This window comes from Mesorhizobium sp. M8A.F.Ca.ET.165.01.1.1 (assembly GCF_004792065.1).
Lineage (GTDB): Bacteria > Pseudomonadota > Alphaproteobacteria > Rhizobiales > Rhizobiaceae > Mesorhizobium.
Genome location: NZ_SRTH01000002.1, coordinates 649,995 through 667,421 on the forward strand (window position 1 = coordinate 649,995; position 17,427 = coordinate 667,421).

At 62.9% G+C, this 17,427-nt stretch carries 22 protein-coding genes; 12 read left to right on the forward strand and 10 right to left on the reverse strand.

Features of this window, described 5'->3' with window-relative positions; genetic code table 11:
- Position 1 precedes the first annotated feature (1 nt).
- The 5 genes from EN808_RS07785 to EN808_RS07805 form a co-directional block, all read right to left on the reverse strand.
- Positions 2–1,642, reverse strand: coding sequence for a N,N-dimethylformamidase beta subunit family domain-containing protein (locus EN808_RS07785; protein ID WP_135915500.1), 1,641 nt, complete (start codon positions 1,640–1,642; stop codon positions 2–4).
- Between the two features lie 8 nt (positions 1,643–1,650).
- Positions 1,651–2,415, reverse strand: coding sequence for an amino acid ABC transporter ATP-binding protein (locus EN808_RS07790; protein ID WP_135915501.1), 765 nt, complete (start codon positions 2,413–2,415; stop codon positions 1,651–1,653).
- Positions 2,412–3,071: an amino acid ABC transporter permease gene (locus tag EN808_RS07795; RefSeq protein ID WP_135915502.1), complete on the reverse strand. Its 660-nt coding sequence runs from the start codon at positions 3,069–3,071 to the stop codon at positions 2,412–2,414. Before EN808_RS07795 ends, EN808_RS07790 begins: the two co-directional genes overlap by 4 nt.
- A gap of 13 nt (positions 3,072–3,084) precedes the next feature.
- Complete coding sequence (locus EN808_RS07800; RefSeq protein WP_135915503.1) at positions 3,085–3,732, reverse strand: amino acid ABC transporter permease; 648 nt, start codon at positions 3,730–3,732, stop codon at positions 3,085–3,087.
- Positions 3,733–3,798: 66 nt separating this feature from the next.
- On the reverse strand, positions 3,799–4,581 hold the full coding sequence (locus EN808_RS07805) for an ABC transporter substrate-binding protein (RefSeq protein WP_135915504.1): 783 nt from the start codon (positions 4,579–4,581) through the stop codon (positions 3,799–3,801).
- 136 nt (positions 4,582–4,717) lie between these two features.
- Between EN808_RS07805 and EN808_RS07810 the strand changes: the two genes are divergently transcribed.
- The gene (locus tag EN808_RS07810) at positions 4,718–5,677 is read left to right on the forward strand and encodes a LysR family transcriptional regulator (RefSeq protein WP_135915505.1); all 960 of its coding nucleotides are present in this window, start codon (positions 4,718–4,720) and stop codon (positions 5,675–5,677) included.
- A 15-nt stretch (positions 5,678–5,692) separates the two neighbouring features.
- Here EN808_RS07810 and EN808_RS07815 read toward each other — a convergent pair whose 3' ends face one another.
- Positions 5,693–6,103, reverse strand: coding sequence for an acyl-CoA thioesterase (locus EN808_RS07815; protein ID WP_135915506.1), 411 nt, complete (start codon positions 6,101–6,103; stop codon positions 5,693–5,695).
- Positions 6,104–6,305: 202 nt separating this feature from the next.
- Here EN808_RS07815 and EN808_RS07820 point away from each other — a divergent pair, with 202 nt between their 5' ends.
- The 3 genes from EN808_RS07820 (at position 6,306) to EN808_RS07830 (ending at position 8,145) form a co-directional block, all read left to right on the forward strand.
- The gene (locus EN808_RS07820; RefSeq protein WP_127276129.1) at positions 6,306–6,554 is read left to right on the forward strand and encodes a ParB N-terminal domain-containing protein; all 249 of its coding nucleotides are present in this window, start codon (positions 6,306–6,308) and stop codon (positions 6,552–6,554) included.
- A gap of 122 nt (positions 6,555–6,676) precedes the next feature.
- Positions 6,677–7,162 carry an SRPBCC family protein gene (locus tag EN808_RS07825; protein ID WP_135915507.1) on the forward strand — a complete coding sequence of 162 codons (486 nt, stop codon included), beginning with the start codon at positions 6,677–6,679 and terminating at the stop codon, positions 7,160–7,162.
- Between the two features lie 26 nt (positions 7,163–7,188).
- Complete coding sequence (locus EN808_RS07830; RefSeq protein ID WP_135915508.1) at positions 7,189–8,145, forward strand: alpha/beta hydrolase; 957 nt, start codon at positions 7,189–7,191, stop codon at positions 8,143–8,145.
- Positions 8,146–8,193: 48 nt separating this feature from the next.
- Here EN808_RS07830 and EN808_RS07835 read toward each other — a convergent pair whose 3' ends face one another.
- Entirely contained in the window at positions 8,194–9,222 is a 1,029-nt protein-coding gene (locus tag EN808_RS07835) for a 2OG-Fe(II) oxygenase family protein (RefSeq protein WP_135915509.1), read from the reverse strand.
- 113 nt (positions 9,223–9,335) lie between these two features.
- On the opposite strand from EN808_RS07835, the gene EN808_RS07840 reads away from it, so the two are divergent.
- The 5 genes from EN808_RS07840 (at position 9,336) to EN808_RS07860 (ending at position 12,868) form a co-directional block, all read left to right on the forward strand.
- A complete protein-coding gene (locus tag EN808_RS07840) occupies positions 9,336–9,731 on the forward strand; it encodes a GFA family protein (RefSeq protein ID WP_127276120.1) in 396 nt (131 codons plus the stop codon).
- 150 nt (positions 9,732–9,881) lie between these two features.
- Entirely contained in the window at positions 9,882–10,079 is a 198-nt protein-coding gene (locus EN808_RS07845) for a hypothetical protein (RefSeq protein WP_127276118.1), read from the forward strand.
- A 234-nt stretch (positions 10,080–10,313) separates the two neighbouring features.
- Entirely contained in the window at positions 10,314–11,186 is an 873-nt protein-coding gene (locus EN808_RS07850) for an undecaprenyl-diphosphate phosphatase (RefSeq protein ID WP_135915510.1), read from the forward strand.
- Positions 11,187–11,334: 148 nt separating this feature from the next.
- Complete coding sequence (locus EN808_RS07855) at positions 11,335–11,961, forward strand: transglutaminase-like cysteine peptidase (RefSeq protein ID WP_135915511.1); 627 nt, start codon at positions 11,335–11,337, stop codon at positions 11,959–11,961.
- Between the two features lie 115 nt (positions 11,962–12,076).
- Entirely contained in the window at positions 12,077–12,868 is a 792-nt protein-coding gene (locus EN808_RS07860) for a phosphodiester glycosidase family protein (RefSeq protein ID WP_127276112.1), read from the forward strand.
- A 16-nt stretch (positions 12,869–12,884) separates the two neighbouring features.
- On the opposite strand, the gene EN808_RS07865 is transcribed toward EN808_RS07860, so the two are convergent.
- The gene (locus EN808_RS07865; RefSeq protein ID WP_127869522.1) at positions 12,885–13,517 is read right to left on the reverse strand and encodes a DedA family protein; all 633 of its coding nucleotides are present in this window, start codon (positions 13,515–13,517) and stop codon (positions 12,885–12,887) included.
- A 327-nt stretch (positions 13,518–13,844) separates the two neighbouring features.
- Between EN808_RS07865 and EN808_RS07870 the strand changes: the two genes are divergently transcribed.
- Entirely contained in the window at positions 13,845–14,918 is a 1,074-nt protein-coding gene (locus tag EN808_RS07870; protein WP_135915512.1) for a GH25 family lysozyme, read from the forward strand.
- A gap of 9 nt (positions 14,919–14,927) precedes the next feature.
- Here EN808_RS07870 and EN808_RS07875 read toward each other — a convergent pair whose 3' ends face one another.
- Entirely contained in the window at positions 14,928–15,230 is a 303-nt protein-coding gene (locus EN808_RS07875; RefSeq protein WP_127869520.1) for a hypothetical protein, read from the reverse strand.
- 115 nt (positions 15,231–15,345) lie between these two features.
- Positions 15,346–15,534, reverse strand: coding sequence for a hypothetical protein (locus EN808_RS07880; protein WP_127276106.1), 189 nt, complete (start codon positions 15,532–15,534; stop codon positions 15,346–15,348).
- Between the two features lie 186 nt (positions 15,535–15,720).
- Here EN808_RS07880 and EN808_RS07885 point away from each other — a divergent pair, with 186 nt between their 5' ends.
- Both EN808_RS07885 and EN808_RS07890 read left to right on the forward strand, forming a co-directional pair.
- Positions 15,721–16,677, forward strand: coding sequence for a DUF3592 domain-containing protein (locus EN808_RS07885; protein ID WP_245520700.1), 957 nt, complete (start codon positions 15,721–15,723; stop codon positions 16,675–16,677).
- A 28-nt stretch (positions 16,678–16,705) separates the two neighbouring features.
- Positions 16,706–17,227, forward strand: a complete 522-nt coding sequence (locus tag EN808_RS07890; RefSeq protein WP_135915513.1) for a hypothetical protein — start codon at positions 16,706–16,708, stop codon at positions 17,225–17,227.
- Positions 17,228–17,427: the final 200 nt, after the last annotated feature.

The following is a 17,427-nucleotide window of genomic DNA, read 5'->3' on the forward strand; positions in this document are numbered from 1 at the left end:
GTCAGGACTTTCCAAGATAGCGATCGAGGACATTCTGGGTAACCCGTTCGACCATCGGGTCTTGTCTTAGCAGGCCGGCGACCCATTCGCAGCTTCCGGCGTGGAACACCTCGCCCTTGCCGCGTGGAAAATTGACGATCATGCCATTGCTGCGTTTGACCTTTTCGAGATTGGCGTCGCTCCTGTCGCCGAACAGCGTCTCGGCGCTGAAGCGGCCATCCTCGTCGGTGAGGAACTGGTCCTCGACCGGGATGTCGGCGCTTTCCTCGACCTGGCTGGCCATGCCGACGGCCAGCACCTGCAAGCCATCGGGCGCGCCGCTGGTCGCGGTCGGGTAGGGCAGGCCGCCACGGATCTCGAAATCGAGCCCGTCGACCTCATAGCCATAGACATGGCTGTCGGCGCCCAGCAGGTCGCCATAATAGATGCCGGTCCCGGCAAAGGCCCAGTGCTCTGGCCGGTAGACCGGAAACCCGCGCACGCCGCGCGGCGCGCAGCCGCCCCAGCCCGCGTAAAGGCCACGGGTGGCGTTGAGCCCGAAGGTCGCGGCACCCGGCCTGCCGATTTCGGGCGCTTCCCAGGAATTGGTGGCGCGTGTCACGTCGCCGCCGCGATAGGCGGGGTCTTCGGCCCGCGCGCGGTATTTGTAGCAAACCTGCCGGCGGCCTTCATCCTCCAGCCGGGTTTGCCACATGAAATTGCCGGCAAAGCGCGCCGCATGGCCGCCGCGCTCGACATAGAAGTCGACGGCATCGCGCATTTCCCAGGTCCAGTATTCGTCATGGCCGACGAAGACCGCGCAGTCGTAGCCGTCGAGAATCTCGGGCGAGAAATGCAGGTCGTGCTGGCTGGTCAGATCGGCATCATAGCCCGCCCGTTCGGCAAAGCGAAAAAAATGGCTGTCGTAGCTGGCCCAGCCCGACGAGGCGTATTTCTTCGAATGGCCGGTGGCGAGCGCCCATTCCATGTGCGGATAGCGCGGCACCGTCTTCGGCGGCACCGCGACTGCCAGCGGCACGCGCGGCGCGTCCGCAGGCAGCACGGCAAAGCCGCGGCACCAGGGGCGCTGCGTCGACACGATGGGCGAGTACTGGTCGCGGTCGGGCCCGGTAATGCCCTGATAATGGTTGGAACCGCCCCAGGTGTTGTATGCGAGCCAGGTGCCCGTCGCCGCCACCTGCAGCACTCGGCCCGGCTTCTTGCCCGGTTGGGGCGAGACGATAAAGATGTGGTGACTTTGGATCGGCTTGCCGTCGCGCCCGTCGGCGGTCAGAGTCACGCGATAGGCGCCGGACGGCCAGTCGTTTTCCACACGGAATTCAAAGGAGGATTCCCAGCCGCAGCCTTCGGCCGAGCACTGGTCCGGGCTGTCCTGCCAGCGCGACGCGATGCCGGATGTCTCGAACACTTTCGCCTCGATGCCGCCGTCTCGGGTGATGGTCATGCTGAATGACGGAGCTGTGGAACTGACATGCAGCGTAACCGTCTCGCCGGCGCGATACGAAAACCGGTCGCTGTAGCACCAGATCTCGCCGCGCTCGCCATCCATGCCTGGCCACTCGTAATAGTGGCCGCGCACCGCGTGACGGCGCTGCTCCGCCGTCAGTCCGAAATCGGGGAATTCCGTGGGGTATCTGGTCATCATCTTGCTCAGGCGGAAAGATATTTCTTGAGGAAGCCGCGCGTGCGTTCCTTCCGCGGCGCGCGAAAGATCTCTGCTGGCGGGCCTTCCTCGACAACCACCCCGCCATCCATGAACAGCACTCGGTCGGCCACCTCGCCGGCAAAGCGCATCTCATGCGTTACGATGAGCATGGTCATGTGTTCGGCGGCAAGCTGTTTCATCACCGCGTTGACCTCGTCGACCAGTTCCGGGTCGAGCGCCGAAGTGGCTTCATCGAACAGCATCACCTTGGGCTGCATGGCCAGAGCACGGGCAATCGCCACACGCTGCTTTTGGCCGCCCGAAAGCCGTGAGGGGTAGGCGTCGATCTTTTCGGCGAGCCCGACCTTGGAGAGGAGCTCGTGCGCGAGCGCCTTGGCATCGGCTTTCGGCATGCCTTTCAGGATCACCGGCCCCATGGTGATGTTCTCGATCACGGTCAGATGCGGGAACAGATTGAAGTGCTGGAACACCATGCCCATTTGCTGGCGCACCTTGTTGATGTGTCGCTCGAAGGCCTGGCCATGCAGTGGCTGGTTGACCTGCACGCCGTCCAGCCAGACTTCGCCACCGTTCAATGTCTCGAGATGATTGATCGAGCGCAGCAGCGTGCTCTTGCCGGACCCGCTTGGACCGATGATCGCCACGATCTGCCCACGCTCGACCGACAGGTCGATACCCTTGAGAACCTCGACGACGCCGAAGGATTTGCGCGCCCCGCGAACCTCCACCATTGGCCTCTGCGTGCTCATCGGGAAACCTCCACATGCCGTTCAAACCGATGCAAGGCCGCTTCGAGCACCAGGTTGAGAATGTAGTAGAGCACGGCAGCCGTAATGTAGAATTCGAACGGGCGGAACGTTTCGCTGATCGCCAGTTGCGCCGAATGAACGAGCTCCGCGATGCCGATGACCGAGACGATCGAGGATTCCTTCAACTGCGCGATCAGGTTGCCGCCGATCGGCGGCGCCGTGTTGCGGATGGCTTGCGGTATCACGACGTAGCGCAGCGCCTGCCATTTGCCGAAGCCGATGCTGCGCGCGCCTTCCGTTTGGCCGACGTCGACCGCCACGATGCCCGCGCGAATGACATCGGCATTGTAGACGGCAAAATGCAGCCCAAGCCCGATGATGCCGGCGGCAAGGGCAGGGATGTCGATGCCGATCTGCACCAGTCCGAAATAGATCAGGAAAAGTTGCAGCAACAGCGGCGTACCCATGAACACCCACATGAAGGCGCGCACCGGGTAGGCCAGCATCGCCGGTGCGTAGAGGACGATGACGGCGAACAGGATGCCGAAGGCGAAACTGAGGGCTCCAGCCGAGACCGTCAGCACCGATGTCCACCAGGCGCCTGTCAGAAGAAGGTCCCAGTACGGCACGACGACGCTGAAATCGAGACCTTGCATCACACTTCCCCGATCAGATGATGGCAAAGCGCTTGTCGAGCATGTCGACAATGCGGGCAATGGCGTAGACCATGATCATGTAAAGCAGGGCCGCGACGCCGAAAATCTCGAACGGCTTGTAGGTGGAGCCGATGAAACGCTGGGCCGTATAGGTCAACTCCACCACCGAAATGGTGGACACCAGCGCGGACCCCTTCAGCAAGGCGACCGTGTTGACGCCGAGCGGGCGGATCATCAGCCTCGCGGCCTGCGGCAGCACGACTTTGCGCAAGGTCTGCAAACGGCTGAATCCGATGGTGCGGGCAGCCTCCGTCTGGCCGCGGTCGACCGCCATCACGGCGCCCCGGATCGATTCCGCCATATAGGCGCCGATGTTGAGGCCAAGGCCGATCACACCAGCCGTGAACGGCTCCAGATTGATGCCGATCTGCGGTCCGCCGAAATAGAACACGAACAGCTGGATCAGGCAGGGTGTGCCGCGAAACAGGCTGACATAGACAGTGCCGACGGCCCGCAGGATCGCCGATCTCGACATCCGGGCGGCCGCCGCCAGCGCCGCGGCCGCCAGCCCCAGGACCAGGGCCAGCACTGTCAGTTCCAGCGTCACGAGCGCCGCTTCCACGAAAAACGGGAAGACACGGTTCATCAAGGAGAAATCCATGGGGTCTACCCGGCAGGAATGTCGTTTGGCTTTCAGGCGACCAGGCCGCCTGAAAACCGGATGGAATTAGCGGATGTCGGTGCCGACCCACTGCTTGGAGATCTTCTCGTAGGTGCCGTCTGCCATCATCCCGTCCAATGCCTTCTGCATGGCGGCCTTGAGCTCCGGATTGTCCTTGCGGATGGCTATGCCGATGGCGACGCTGCCGCCTTCGATGTCAGGCGTGTCGAGCCTGCGCACCTTCTCGCCGGTTTCCTTGACGGCGACCATGACCGGAATGTTGTCGACGACGATGGCATCGACACGGCCCGCCTTCAATTCCAGCAACAATTCCGGCAAGCCCTTGTAGGTGCGGACATCCCAGCCACCCTGCGCGCGCGCCCATTTCTCGTGCGTCTCGCCCAGCGTCACGCCAAGGGTCTTGCCCTTGAGATCGTCGAGGCTCTGCACCTTGGAATCCTGGTTCACGAAGACCGCGCGGCCGGCGTGATAGTAGGGGCCGACGAAATCGACGACTTTCTCGCGCTCAGGCGTGATCGTCATCGAGCCAACGACGGTGTCGTATTTGTTTGCGAGCAGGCCGGCGATGATGCCGTCCCAGGCGGTGGTGATGATGGTTCCCTTGACGCCGATGCGTTCGGCGATGGCCTTGCCGATATCGGCGTCGAAGCCGACAACCTCGTTCTGGTCGTTGACGAAGTTGAAGGGCGGATACTGCCCGCTCATCGAAATCTTCAGTTCGCCTGCCGACTTGATCGTTTCGAGATCGTCGGCGCTGGCCGAAACGGCGGTGAAGGCCGAAGCAAGCAGCAGTGCGGCAACCGCGATGCCGGAAAATACCTTGTTCATCTGAATTTCTGTCCTCTGGATGGAGCGCGAAGGCTTGTTCTTGGGAGGCGTTGGGGCGCTCTCCTGATGTCAATGATTGCCTTTGCTCCAGCATTGCGCAAATAGATAATGGGAATAGGGAGCATAGATATCAGGAATGGCATTGCCTCGCCCCGAACGGCTGGTCTGGGACCTCGACTGGAACCTGCTGCGCACATTCGTCGTCATCGCGGAGGTGAAAAGCATCACCCGGGCAGCCGAGCGCCTGAACCTCAAGCAACCCAGCGTCAGCAACGCGCTGCGGCGCCTGGAGGATCGCGTTGGTCGGCGCCTGGTCGAGCGTGATGCGACACGCTTCGAACTCACCGAGGTCGGGCTCCTGATCTATGAGCAGAGCGTGGAGGTGTTCGGCACCATATCGCAACTGCCGCTGCTGATGCGCGGGATCAGCGACGACGTCACCGGTCACGTCATGATCGCGACCGCCAGCCATGTCGTGTCGCCGCTGTTTGACCGGGCACTTGCGGAATTCCACCGCAACTACCCGCGCGGCTCCATCACCATCTCGGTCGCGGCAAGCACGGAAGTGGCCAAGCAGGTGCGGGAGCGCCGCGCTTCCTTCGGCATCTGCCTGGTCAGCCAGCGCGATCCGGCGCTGGACTATGCGATGGTCTACCGCGAGTTCTTCGGTTTTTTCTGCGGCCCGCAGCACAGGCTTTTCGGGAAGACCGGATTGACGCTTGCAGATCTGCAGGGCGAGCCGTCCGTGTCCTTCCAGACCGATCACATTTCGGACGCCTTGCGGCCGGTGGCGTTGCTGCGCAGCGAGGCCAAGCTGAATGCCGATGTCGTCGGCGTGTCGTCCAGCCTGGAGGAGGTGCGGCGCATGATCGTGGCAGGGCTCGGCATTGGGCCATTGCCGCTGCATGTGGCGCGGCGCGACGTGGCCGATGGTATGCTGTGGCGATTGCCGCCTTACGATGCGCCGCCGGCCATCGACATCTTCCTGCTGACCAATCCCGACAAGGCGATGAATCGCGCCGAGAAGGCGCTTTTGTCCGGGATCCAAGTCCTGATTGCCGAAACGCCCTTGCAGGATCGCATCTACAGCGATTGACAGGCCGGCGCCGACCTATTCGACAAGGAAGGCCGCGGCGCGGTCGCGCATCGGCTCGTCAAGCGCCACCGAGGCCCGGGCGGTGAGATCGAAGCGCACGCTGGTCGTCCGGCTCGATGCATGGACGATGCCATCGATCGATCCGGACATCACCTGTTCGAAGGTGATGGAGGTGCGGCCGACTTTGATCACATGCGAGCGGATGGTGAGCAGCGAGCCGGCTTTCGTTTCATGCCGGTAGTCGATTTCGGTGCGCACGTCGGCCCATCCAATTGCCTGGCTGCCGTCCTGTCCGGCGATATGGCCGAGCAGCTGGAAACTGGCATCGTCGAACATCGCGGCGTAATGGCGCACATTCATGTGCCCCATCACGTCGCACATCCAGGGATGGGCGACGCCCACGAAGGTGACGAGGGATTTGCTCATGTGAATTGTTCCGTGGCCTTTGTTTGGATCGCGAGACGCCTTATCGAAACACGCGGCTGCAGGCAAACCGGCGGATGACTTGGGTGAGGGCTTTCGAGCCGGCGATGGCCTGTAGGTCGACATTCCTTAGCCGGGCCCTTGGCCCTCCCGAGCAAACCGACTATCTCAGAAAGACGGCGGCAGTTCCGCCATGGGGACAGGCATGCTCAGGGTGCAAAAGGTCAAGGTCGACGACATCTACGTGCCCACCGCGCGCAAGAAGACGCTGCATCCCGAGACCGTCCGGCATCTCGCCGAGGATATCCTGGAAAACGGCATGAAGACGCCGATCCAGGTCCGCCACGATGGCAAGCGGCACATACTTGTCGAAGGACTGCATCGTCTGGAAGCAGCCAAGTGGCTCGGCGAGTCAGAGATCGACGCCTATCTGGTGCAAGCCAAGCGCCACTGACGCGCGCCTTCGCCCGAAGCACGCACAGTCTCCAGAATTTTTCACCTGGCATGTCGGGTTGCGTTGCATTGGCTCGTCCTTGGGACGGAAGCCAGATCAAGCCGAATCCCGAGGAGAAAATAGTGGCCACCAAGCTCGACATCGCCCCCGCCAACGACCGCGAACTGGTTCTCGCCCGCATCATCGATGCACCGCGCGAGAACGTCTATCGCTGCTGGACCGACCCGACCCTGATCACGCAATGGTTCGCGCCAAAGCCGTGGACGACGCCGCGTGCCGAGATGGACGTGCGCACGGGCGGCAACAGCCTCGTCGTCATGGCCGGTCCTGACGGCGATGAATTCCCCAATCCCGGGGTTTTCCTGGAAGTCGTTCCCGGCAAGAAGATCATCTTCACCGATGCCTATACCCAGGCGTGGGAGCCGTCGGAAAAACCGTTCATGACCGGCGTGCTGACCTTCGAGGACGAAGGCGAGGGCAAGACCCGCTACATCGCGCGCGTCCGGCACTGGAGCGTCGCCGACCGGCAGCAGCACGAGGCGATGGGTTTTCATGCGGGTTGGGGGCAATGCACCGACCAGCTCGAAGACCTCGCCAGGACGCTTTGACATCGGTTGACCAGGAGGAGATCGATATGTCCAGAACCCTGTTTTTTGCCATTCTTGCTTCGGCCGCGGCGTTTCTCGCTTGTCCGGGCACCATCAATGCAGAGGAGACGAAGCCCGCCATGACCGCCGAAACGCAAACGCTGCCGAAGCCGCAAAAATCCGGCCTGCTGCCGATCAACGGCGTGAACTACTATTACGCTATCTATGGCAAGGGTGAGCCGCTGCTTCTGCTGCATGGCGGCCTCGGCTCCATCGACATGTTCGCGCCGATCCTGGCCAAGCTTGCCGAGAACCGTACCGTCATCGGGGTCGACCTGCAGGGGCACGGCCGCACCGCGCTTGGCGACCGGCCATTCACCCTGGAGGCGATCGGCGATGATATGGCTGGTATCGTCAAGACACTCGGCTACGACAAGGTCGACGTCATGGGCTATTCGCTGGGCGGCGGCGTTGCCTTCCGCATGGCGGTCCAGCATCCCGAGGCTGTGCGCCGGCTGGTCCTTGTCTCGACCGGCTACGCCGCCGACGGCTTTTATGACGAGATGCGTCCGCAGCAGGCGCAGGTGAGTGCCGCCGCCGCGGCGTTCATGAAAGAGACACCGATGTACAAATCCTACGTCGCCGTCGCGCCACATCCAGAGGACTTCCCGAAGCTGCTCGACGCGCTCGGCAATTTCATGCGCCAGAACTACGACTTCTCCGCCGACGTTCCCAAGCTGAAGATGCCCGTCATGCTCGCTTACGGCGACAGCGACATGTACAAGCCCGAGCATGAGATCAAGTTCTACCAGATGCTCGGCGGCGGCCTGAAGGATGCCGGCTGGATGCGTGAGAACCTGTCGCAGAACCGTCTCGCCATCCTGCCCAACCGCACCCACTACGACGTCTTCTTCGCTCCGGAACTGACGGCCGCCGCACTGCCTTTCCTCGATGGCCAGACCAAGGTGAAGAGCTGGGACGAGGTGGTCGGCGAAACCGAATGACCCTGCCATCTCTGGCGGCCGTCTCCAGCGAGACGGCCGTCGTGCTGTTTAGGAAGCCCTGGCGCGGCGTGGCTGTCTCAGATGCTTGATGCCGCTCATCTCGACGAAGTTGGTCGCCGATTCCCAGAGATAGTCGCCGTAGAGAAACGGCTCGAACGGTTCGGCGCCCTCCAATGGCAGGGGCGAGATTTCCGCGTCGACGCGCGGCTCGTAGAAGAACGGGATCGAGAACCGCACCGTTTTCGGCGCAATGACCCGGTGCCGTGTCGCCCGCACGCGCCCGCCGGTCCAGCGTTCCAGCAACTGGCCGAAATTGACCGCCAGCGTGCCATTGGCTGGAGGCACGTCGATCCATTCCCCGGCGAGGTTCTTTGCCTGCAAGCCCTCGACGCCGTCCTGCGCCAGCAAGGTGACGAAGCCTGAATCGGCATGTTCGCGGCCGATGATGGTGCGCGTTTCGCCCTTGTGGGTCACCGAAAACTCCGGCCCGCTTGTGTCGACGCCGGCACTGGCGTCGCGCAGGGGATAGCGGATCAGCCGCAGCGTCGAGATGCCACCAGCGAAATAGGCATCGAAGATCGTTTCAGGCAGGCCAAGCCCGCGTGCGATCGACCGCATCAGCATGGTGCCGACCGTCTCCATCGCGCGGTAGTAGTCGGCCGCGGCGGTGCGCCAGCCGGGCAAGGCATTTTCGGCCGGTAGTGGTGTCGGCTCGCACAGGGGATCGTCGGAGGCCGAGACTCGCGCCGCATCGGCAAGGTCCGGCCCCATGTCGATGCCTTCCTTGTAGGAAACGGCTTGCGGCTGCAGCGGAAACCAGCCGCGGTAGAAATTCTTCTTCGTGTGATCGAAATTCCAGCGCAGCAATTCCTGCTTGCCGGCATCGGGAAGCGCAAAGATACGCAGCAATCGCGCGCGCTTTTCCGGCGTCAGCCAGTCATCGCCGGGAAAATCCCGGACCGCCAGGAAACCGATGCCTGCCGCGGCAGCCATGATCCTGGCGTCGGCGCGGTCGCGGGCGGGCGAGGGCGGCCCGAACAGGTCCGCAATGCCGATTGTTTCGATGTCCGGTGTCATGAGGGTCCTGCCGCATCACGATAATCGATGACCTTGTATCAAAGCTTTTCAATTGACCCAATCGGCGTCGCCGCTACCTTGCCGCCTGTTCACTCCACCAATGGATTCAGGCGATGGCAAAATACGAAGGCGGATGCCTGTGCAAAGCGGTGCGCTACCGCACCGACGCCGACCCCATCAACGAGCGCATCTGTCACTGCCGGCTCTGCCAGAAGGCGATCGGCGCGGCCTTCAATGCGCGTGTTCTGTTCCGCATCGACGATGTGACGGTCGAGGGCCGGTTGGCCACGGTCAACACCTCGCCGGACCTCAAGCGCGGGTTTTGCCCGAACTGCGGCACAACGATGTTTTCGCGGCGCGACTCCGCCGGCATCATCGGCGTGACCACCGGTTCCCTGGACGACCCGTCGTTCTTCAGGCCACAGATGCATATGTGGACCGCCTCGAAACAGCCCTGGGTGATGCTTGACGACGGCTTGCCGCAATATGAGGGCGCACCGCCGGCCTAGCCCTCCACCTTCTCCTCAACAGGACGACGTGCCCCAGGATGACCAAAAATTAATCCAAAGAGACACGCGATAGCCGGCAAACCGTCATTGGCGGGCCATCTTTGTCACCCTATCTAAGCGTCGCGGGCCCGGCATTCGAGGAGACGACGGATGAACGACAGCATCAGCACCCTGGACGAGCTTTTGAGCGATCCGATGGTCCTGCTTGTGATGGAACGTGACCGTGTGCGCCCGGAACAGGTGCGCATGCTGCTTGAGCGGGCTCGCCGGCCTTCCCTCGATGAACCGGTTGTCCCGCCGGCGCATGTGATCGCCAGGACCTGCCAGAAACTGTGGCTGTGCCCCTGAGTAGCCTTGCGATCTTCCATGAACATCATTGGCCGGCCCCTGGGCCGATGCGGGTTGCGCAGCCCGTAGACGGTTGGAATGCGTCCGCCGCGTCGCGACGCAATGACGCCCGTTCGGGCCGCCAGCTTACAAATCCGTAAATTGATTCTCCGCCGCATAGCGGTATGGCTTGCCCGGCATTGATCGCCGCCGATCCTGCCTTCGCAAGTCCGATCCCTCCCGCATGGAGCCGACATGGCTGATATCTGCACGCAAGGCGTCGACACGGGCTTTGTCGGCCTTGGATTTGCCAAGGTCGCTTTCCTCGGCCTTGTGCAAGGCATCACCGAACTGCTGCCGATCTCCTCGACCGCCCATATGCGCATCGTGCCGGCTGTGCTTGGCTGGCAGGACCCGGGCTCGGCTTTCTCCGCCGCCATGCAGCTGGCGGCCCTTGCAGCGGTGGTCAGCTATTTCTGGGGCGACGTGAGGGATCTCCTGTTTGGATCACTCGATGCCCTCACGCGCCGCGATTTTGCCGACCGGCATTTCCGTCTGGCGCTGTGGATCGTGCTGGCGACGATCCCCATCGTCATCGCCGGCGTGGCGCTCTCGGGCGTCCTCAACACCTGCAATTCGCCGTTGCGCAGTCTGAGCGTGATTGGCTGGGCCTGCATCGCCATGGCGGTCCTGCTGGCGCTGGCCGAGATTTTCGCCCGTCACAAGCGCACCGTTGGCGAAGCGTCGCTCGCCGACGCGCTCCTTGTCGGCGTCGCGCAGGTTGGCGCGCTGATCCCGGGCGTCTCTCGCTCTGGCTCGACGCTGACGGCGGCGCTGGGGCTTGGCTTCAAGCGGGCGGAGGCGGCCCGTTTCTCGTTCCTGCTCGGGCTGCCGGCGATCGCGCTCGCCGGCCTCAAGGAATTGTGGGAACTGCACAAGGTGCATCTCGACGCCCATGGATGGTCGGTTCTCGGCGTGGGACTGCTCGTGGCCTCGATATCGGCCTTCTTCGCCATCTGGGGCCTGATGCGCGTGCTCGAACGCTTCTCCGCCTGGCCTTTCGTCATCTATCGCGGCGCGCTCGGGGTCGTCCTGCTGCTCGGCGTGGCTCTGGGATGGCTAGCCTAGGCCGAACCGGCACGCTTGCGGTGTTGCGCTGCTGCAACCGCCTGGAGCGCATCAACCCATGCCCGAAGATGTGATCGGACGCCTTCATTGACTTCCGGCAATGTCCGCCCTTAACGTTCTGTTAACAAAAAACAGATGGCGGAGCCGCATGGCATCCTCGTTGGGTTTGCGCCGCAAGGCGAAGGGGCTGGGGCTTGCGATTGCCCTGATTGCTTTCTGTTCGGCGGCGAATTCCGCCTACGCGGCTCCCGCTTCCATGGTCATCGGCGGCTCGACCTCGCAGCCGATCGGCCACTATGATTTTTGCAAGATCCATGCCGCCGAGTGCTCCATCCGTTCACCCGACAGCGAGCCGGAACAGATGACTGGCAAGCTGTTGCGGGAGATCAGTGCCGTAAACCTTTCGGTCAACACGCGCGTCAAGCCGATGAGCGACATGGACAATTACGGCAAGGAGGAATGGTGGGCCTATCCGGACAATGGCTTCGGCGATTGCGAGGATTACGCGCTGGAAAAGCGGCGTGAGCTCAACAGCCTGGGCATCGCCATAGCCAATCTCCTGATGACGGTGGTTCGCAAGCCGGATGGCGAAGGCCATGCCGTGCTGACGGTACGCACCGACAAGGGCGACTTCATCCTCGACAATCTTGTCGACAAGGTTCGTCTCTGGAACCAGACGCCTTATCGCTATCTGAAAAGACAGGCGAGCGACGACACCGGGCACTGGGTCTCCATTCTCGCCGGCGAAGAGAAGCTGGTCAGCGCCGTCAAATAGCCGTCGCGGGCCGTCACCGGACCGTAGTCCACGCTTCCCCTGAGCAAATCCTTCATCGTACCGGCAAGCGGTGCTATCCACGACAACTCGTTGGAACCGACAATCCGGAACGCGCATGGATTTTTTGACACTCCTGCATTCGGCGCCCTTGTTGCTGACTTTGGTCAAGGCCGCGTTGCCGCACGCGCTTGCCACGACAATGGCGTTCGGCCAGTGGTTCGCTTCGGTGCCGCCGTGCCGTGACGTCGCCTTCGAGGCCGGCAGCTTTCTCGTCTGCGAGGTCGATCCAAAACTGTATTCGATCGAACTGTTCTGGAAAGATCAGGGCGGCAAGCCTTTTCAGTCGCTGCACAATCTCGACAACGCCCAGCGCGCGGCCGGCCGTACCATGCTGTTTGCCATCAATGCGGGCATGTATCACCCCGACCTCAGGCCGGTCGGCCTCTATGTCGAGCGCGGCCGGGAAATGGCCGGTGTGAAGACGGGATCGGGCAGCGGCAATTTTTCGCTGCAGCCGAACGGCATCTTCTATATCGGCGGCGGCAAGGCCGCGGTGCGGGCGACCAGGGACTTCGTCAGGCAGCGGCCAGCCACCGACTATGCAACGCAATCAGGGCCGATGCTGGTGATCGACGGCCAGCTTCACCCGAAATTCCGATCCGACGGCACGTCGCGCAAGAGCCGCGACGGCGTCGGGGTGCGAAAGGATGGCGTCGCCGTCTTTGCCATCTCGAACGGCACGGTGACATTCCATGCCTTCGCCCGCCTGTTTCGCGACGCGCTCGGCTGCGACAACGCACTCTTCCTCGACGGCACTATATCGAGTCTGCTCGCTCCGGCCATTGGCCGCAACGACGACTATTGGAACCTGGGACCGATGATCGGCGTCTTCAGGAAACGCGGCTGACGCATGGCGCCATCCCCTAGGTCTGGGCATCGCGCCTGCCTCGCAGCCTGATGACAATCACGGCGACGATGATCGCCGCCACTATGGCCGCGATAACCGCCAGCCCGAACAGGCTGGTCGCGTCGAGTTCGGGCAGGCTGTCGGCCCCTTTCGCCACCAGCCATCCGGGCGACAGCACGACCGGCGCCCAGATGATCGCCGACAGGATGTTGGCGATCTGGAAGCGGCGCCTGTTCATGCCCATCATACCCGCGACCAGCGGCACGGTGGCACGCACCGGACCAAAGAAGCGGCCGACGAAAACCGCGGCGAAACCGTAGCGATGGAAGAACAGGCGCGCCCTGGCGATCTCACGGCGATAGCGGTTGAGCGGCCATTTGTGGACGACGCCGCGCCCGAGCCATTTGCCGAGAAAATAGGAGATGGTGTCGCCGAGCGCCGCTCCGATCATCGCGGCGAGGAGAACGGGCAAGGGTTGGACGACACCGGCGCCCACTAGGCCGCCGACGATGATCAGCACCGTGGTGCCGGGCAACAGGATGCCGACCAGCACCAGCGATTCGCCGAAGGCCAGCAGCCCGACCACGAGGCCGGCCCAGGCCTGATGGTTCTCGATGAAACAAACGCTTTGGTCGATGAACGACTGCACGCAAGCTCCCTTTTGAAAGTGTTTCTCAGCTGCCGCTGTCGAGCAGGCTCCTGAGTTCGTCGAGCTTGTCGTTGACGAGCCAGCCGCGTGGCCCGGCGCCTTTTCAAGAATTTTGGGAACGCCGGCGCAAACGCCGCATGCCGTTCTCAACAGCCACATCATGGCGCTGTCAAGGCTTGGCCGGGCCGCCGCCGGCGACTGTCTGAAAGGGGCCACAGCTATGGTAAAAAACTTGATTCAAACTTTATTGGTAATTTCTCGTTCATAACTCGTCTGGTTGTCCGTCGGCCGTCGCCTTCGGTCTGTTGTGTTTGAGTACAGGTCCAGATGCGGTTATCAGGCGTCATCAGTTTCGTGATCGCATCGCTGTGCCTCGCCGGCTGTTCCTCGACGTCGGGCATGGACGCGCTCGACATGCAGAAGCCATCCAATGAAACGACCAGTTCGGTGGTGCGGCCAAGCGCGCCGATCGCGTCCGTTCCGGTGGCCAGGGCAAACGCGCCGCGCAAGCGGGTTGAGGTTGCGTCCGCGGACGACACCGCTCGCCCCTTTGGCCTGGCGGAGGAAGAGACGGTGGCGTTTCCCGCACCCGAACTGCCCGACAGCGCCGAGCCGCCGATCGAGGAGGCTGCCCTGGTGTCGCCACCGAAGCTGCTGTCGCGGGCGGCACCGGCCATGCTCGCAGGACCGGTCACGCGCTACGGCTTCCGCGACGCCAAGCCGATCAATTTCGGCCGCTCGTCGCCCCGCCACCTTGCCGTGCACGGTGTCGACGTGTCGCGCTGGCAGGGTGACGTGAATTGGGAAAAGCTGCGCGCCCAGGGCGCCAACTTCGCCTACATAAAGGCGACCGACGGCGGCGACCACCTCGACCCGATGTTTATGAAGAACTGGCGCGGCGCGCAGGCCGCGGGGCTGAAGCGTGGCGCCTATCATTTCTTCTACTGGTGCCGCACCGCCGGCGAACAGGCCGACTGGTTCATCCGCAACGTGCCGAAGGTCGACGGTGCGCTGCCGCCCGTGATCGACGTCGAGTGGAACGGCGACTCCAGCTGCCAGCGCCGGCCGTCGCGCGAAAAGGTGCTGGAGAAGATGCAGGTGTTCATGGACAAGCTGGAGCGTCACTACGGCCAGCGGCCGATCATCTACACGTCGCCCGACTTCTATCGCGACAACCTTCGGGGCGCCTTCCCAGACTATCCCTTCTGGCTGCGCGCCGTGGCCCGGCATCCGTCTAAGGTCTATCCCGATCGCAAGTGGCTGTTCTGGCAGTATTCCGGTTCCGGCCTGTCGCATGGCGTGACCGGTCGCATCGACCTCAACGTCTTCCATGGCGATGAGCGGCAATGGCGCGCCTGGGCCGGCGGTGGCGGCCGGCAGATGATGGCTGACGCGGACTAGGCAGCGCGACTAATGGGCGCGCGCGCCGGAAGCTTCGCCGCGGGGCGCCTTGTCCGAGTGCCGGCGCGATTCGTCGAACGTGGCGAAGGCCAGAGTCCCGGAAAAAAAGCCGAAGCTGATCAGGACCGCCGCGATAACCATGATGTCGTAGCTGGGCACGTTCGTTCTCCGTTTGATGATTGCCATTGGCGGAGAAGACAGGATGAACGCAGGCAGGGCCTTGATCTGGGTCAACCAAGCCATTGAGGCGGCGCGCGATCCATCATTGCTGCGATGGACAGACCTGGATTCGAATGCCCGGACCGTCGCCATGCGTCCATTCAAGGCAATCCCACCGGGGTAACGAGCGGAGATGGCGCGCCTGGGCGGGCGGCGCGGGCCGGCAGATGATGGCCGACGCGGATCAAAACAGCGCTGGTTCGGATTCTTATTGCAGCTGAGCGCTGCGGCTGTTGCGTTCCTCGCTCAGCCGCAGCGCCGTCCTCAACCCCATGATCTCGGAAATCGCCGCGTCGATCATGGCCAGAAGCGTCAGCGTGTCGTGCTGGCTTGGATCGGCCCTGACATAGGCAAGCTGGTTCACGATGTCCTTGTCGTCGTCGGCTTCGTCGTTCATGTCCGTCTCCCGACTTGCAGCCTCGCGAAAGTTCCCGGCCCTTTTTAAGCCGATCGCCTCAGTCGTCAAATTACGCTTCAGCAATTCAGTGCGCGTGAGGCGCCGGCATTGGTGTTTTGCGAATAAGCGAGACATTGCCGCCGCGGTGCTGTCTAGTGCCGGTTCCTGTACTCCGGGGGGATCAGGGTGGAGCTCCAATTTCTGCTTGTCGGATTTGCCTGCGCGGTCGCCGGCATGTTGTCGTTCATCACCTTCGTGAAATGGCGGGAGGTGCAGGCCCTCAGCCACTGGTTGCCGACGCCGGGAAAGATCATTTCGTCGCGCGCCGAGGCGCGTGAGGTGAGAGTCTCGGGCGTTGGCCCGGACAGCAATGACACCACCGAAATCCGCAATTTTCCGGCGATCACCTTCGAATACAAGGTGGGCGGCAAGAAATTTCAAAGCTCGCGCTACAGCGTGAAAGAGAATTTGGGAAATTTCGAAGTCGCTGAAACCCTGGCGCAGTTTCCGCGCGGCGCCGAGGTGACTGTCTTCTACAATCCGGCCGATCCGAGCAAGGCGGTGATCGAGCGCACCTTTCCCGATGGCGCCTTCAAATTCATGGCCAAGCTGTCGGCGGGACTGGTGATCGGCACAGTGGTTCTGGTGTTTTCCGTTGGCGGCGTCCTGGAGGGGATCAGGCCGCATCTGGCCAAGCCGCAGAATCTCGGGGCGGCGGCGCTGCTGTTGTTCATGGGCCTGTTCGTCCTGCGCATGGGTTTCGCCCAGAAGGCGCTTGCCAGGCAAGCGGTGCAATGGCCGGTCGCCGCCGGCCGCATCGATGCGTCGGGCCTGCAGACGATCCGCGCCAACGGCAGCTATCGCTGGCGCACCGTCTTTCGGTCGCGCATCGTCTACAGCTATGGCGTCGCCGGACAGCACTACAGCGCCGATCGTGTCGCTTTCGGCGTCAGCGTGACGGCCTCGCTGCCCGGCCTCGTCGGCGGTCAGGCAAGGCGTTATGTCGAGGGCAGCAAGGTCGACGTGCACTATGACCCGGCCAATCCCGCCTCGGCGGTGCTCGAATGCCGCGTGCGCGGGCTGTGGCTGCTGTGGGTCTGTTCGGTGGGCTTTATCGGCGCCGCGGCCTGGCTGGTCGTTTGAGGCGCCCGCTTTCATGACGAGGCATTCAATGATCACTGGCAAACCGGCCTTGTTCTTCCTGGCTCTGCTCGGCGCCGTGCAGGCAGCGAGCGCAAAAGAGTGTCTGTTGAGCCACGCCACCTATCGCGAGCCGCGTTCGGGTGCGGTCATGCAATTCCGGCCGCTCCACAATGAGCCGGCAGCGCAGACGGCCGAAGTGTTTTCGCTGACCGTGCCGAAGACCGATATAAGCCTGCCGGCCGACATCACCTGGACCAATGGCAGGAATTCATTTCCGCTCGGCACTATCCGCCACACCTGCACCGACGACGACCGCGAGGCGGGGCTGGAGGATGGCAGCGGTCTATGCCGGATATGGATGGGCCAGGTCTATGCCTTGACCGGAGGCGGCGCCGAGCAGCTTAACTCGCGCGAAGCGACGCCGGCGCCGAAAGGGCTGTTGCTGCCTGATTTCGGCGCTGCTTTCACCGAATTTGCCGACTTCGCCAAAGCCAATCGGAACGGCTCGGCATGGGACGCCTTCACTTTGGCGGGATGCAGCGATGAATAGCGCGATGGGGCTGATCAGCCTGACCTGCGCCCTCTTGGCACCGGTGACGGGCAATTGCCGTGGCTCGTGCCGAAGAAGCCCTCATCATCGCGCCGCCCGGCGACAAATGCGTTTGGGAAAGCACCGTATATCATCGGCTCGGTCGTAAGATTGGGCCGAACAAAAAGCCAAGGCCGACCCCTTCGGGCCGGCCTTGGATA

Bases quoted from the DNA above. Each gene is read 5' to 3' on its own strand.
- EN808_RS07795 (WP_135915502.1), bottom strand. From the start codon at position 3,071: ATGCAAGGTCTCGATTTCAGCGTCGTCGTGCCGTACTGGGACCTTCTT.
- EN808_RS07875 (WP_127869520.1), bottom strand. From the start codon at position 15,230: ATGGCGACGGTCCGGGCATTCGAATCCAGGTCTGTCCATCGCAGCAAT.
- EN808_RS07815 (WP_135915506.1), bottom strand. From the start codon at position 6,103: ATGAGCAAATCCCTCGTCACCTTCGTGGGCGTCGCCCATCCCTGGATG.
- EN808_RS07790 (WP_135915501.1), bottom strand. From the start codon at position 2,415: ATGAGCACGCAGAGGCCAATGGTGGAGGTTCGCGGGGCGCGCAAATCC.
- EN808_RS07870 (WP_135915512.1), top strand. From the start codon at position 13,845: ATGCGGTTATCAGGCGTCATCAGTTTCGTGATCGCATCGCTGTGCCTC.
- EN808_RS07860 (WP_127276112.1), top strand. From the start codon at position 12,077: ATGGATTTTTTGACACTCCTGCATTCGGCGCCCTTGTTGCTGACTTTG.
- EN808_RS07810 (WP_135915505.1), top strand. From the start codon at position 4,718: ATGGCATTGCCTCGCCCCGAACGGCTGGTCTGGGACCTCGACTGGAAC.
- EN808_RS07835 (WP_135915509.1), bottom strand. From the start codon at position 9,222: ATGACACCGGACATCGAAACAATCGGCATTGCGGACCTGTTCGGGCCG.
- EN808_RS07805 (WP_135915504.1), bottom strand. From the start codon at position 4,581: ATGAACAAGGTATTTTCCGGCATCGCGGTTGCCGCACTGCTGCTTGCT.
- EN808_RS07845 (WP_127276118.1), top strand. From the start codon at position 9,882: ATGAACGACAGCATCAGCACCCTGGACGAGCTTTTGAGCGATCCGATG.
- EN808_RS07850 (WP_135915510.1), top strand. From the start codon at position 10,314: ATGGCTGATATCTGCACGCAAGGCGTCGACACGGGCTTTGTCGGCCTT.
- EN808_RS07855 (WP_135915511.1), top strand. From the start codon at position 11,335: ATGGCATCCTCGTTGGGTTTGCGCCGCAAGGCGAAGGGGCTGGGGCTT.
- EN808_RS07800 (WP_135915503.1), bottom strand. From the start codon at position 3,732: ATGGATTTCTCCTTGATGAACCGTGTCTTCCCGTTTTTCGTGGAAGCG.
- EN808_RS07830 (WP_135915508.1), top strand. From the start codon at position 7,189: ATGTCCAGAACCCTGTTTTTTGCCATTCTTGCTTCGGCCGCGGCGTTT.
- EN808_RS07880 (WP_127276106.1), bottom strand. From the start codon at position 15,534: ATGAACGACGAAGCCGACGACGACAAGGACATCGTGAACCAGCTTGCC.
- EN808_RS07890 (WP_135915513.1), top strand. From the start codon at position 16,706: ATGATCACTGGCAAACCGGCCTTGTTCTTCCTGGCTCTGCTCGGCGCC.
- EN808_RS07785 (WP_135915500.1), bottom strand. From the start codon at position 1,642: ATGACCAGATACCCCACGGAATTCCCCGATTTCGGACTGACGGCGGAG.
- EN808_RS07820 (WP_127276129.1), top strand. From the start codon at position 6,306: ATGCTCAGGGTGCAAAAGGTCAAGGTCGACGACATCTACGTGCCCACC.
- EN808_RS07840 (WP_127276120.1), top strand. From the start codon at position 9,336: ATGGCAAAATACGAAGGCGGATGCCTGTGCAAAGCGGTGCGCTACCGC.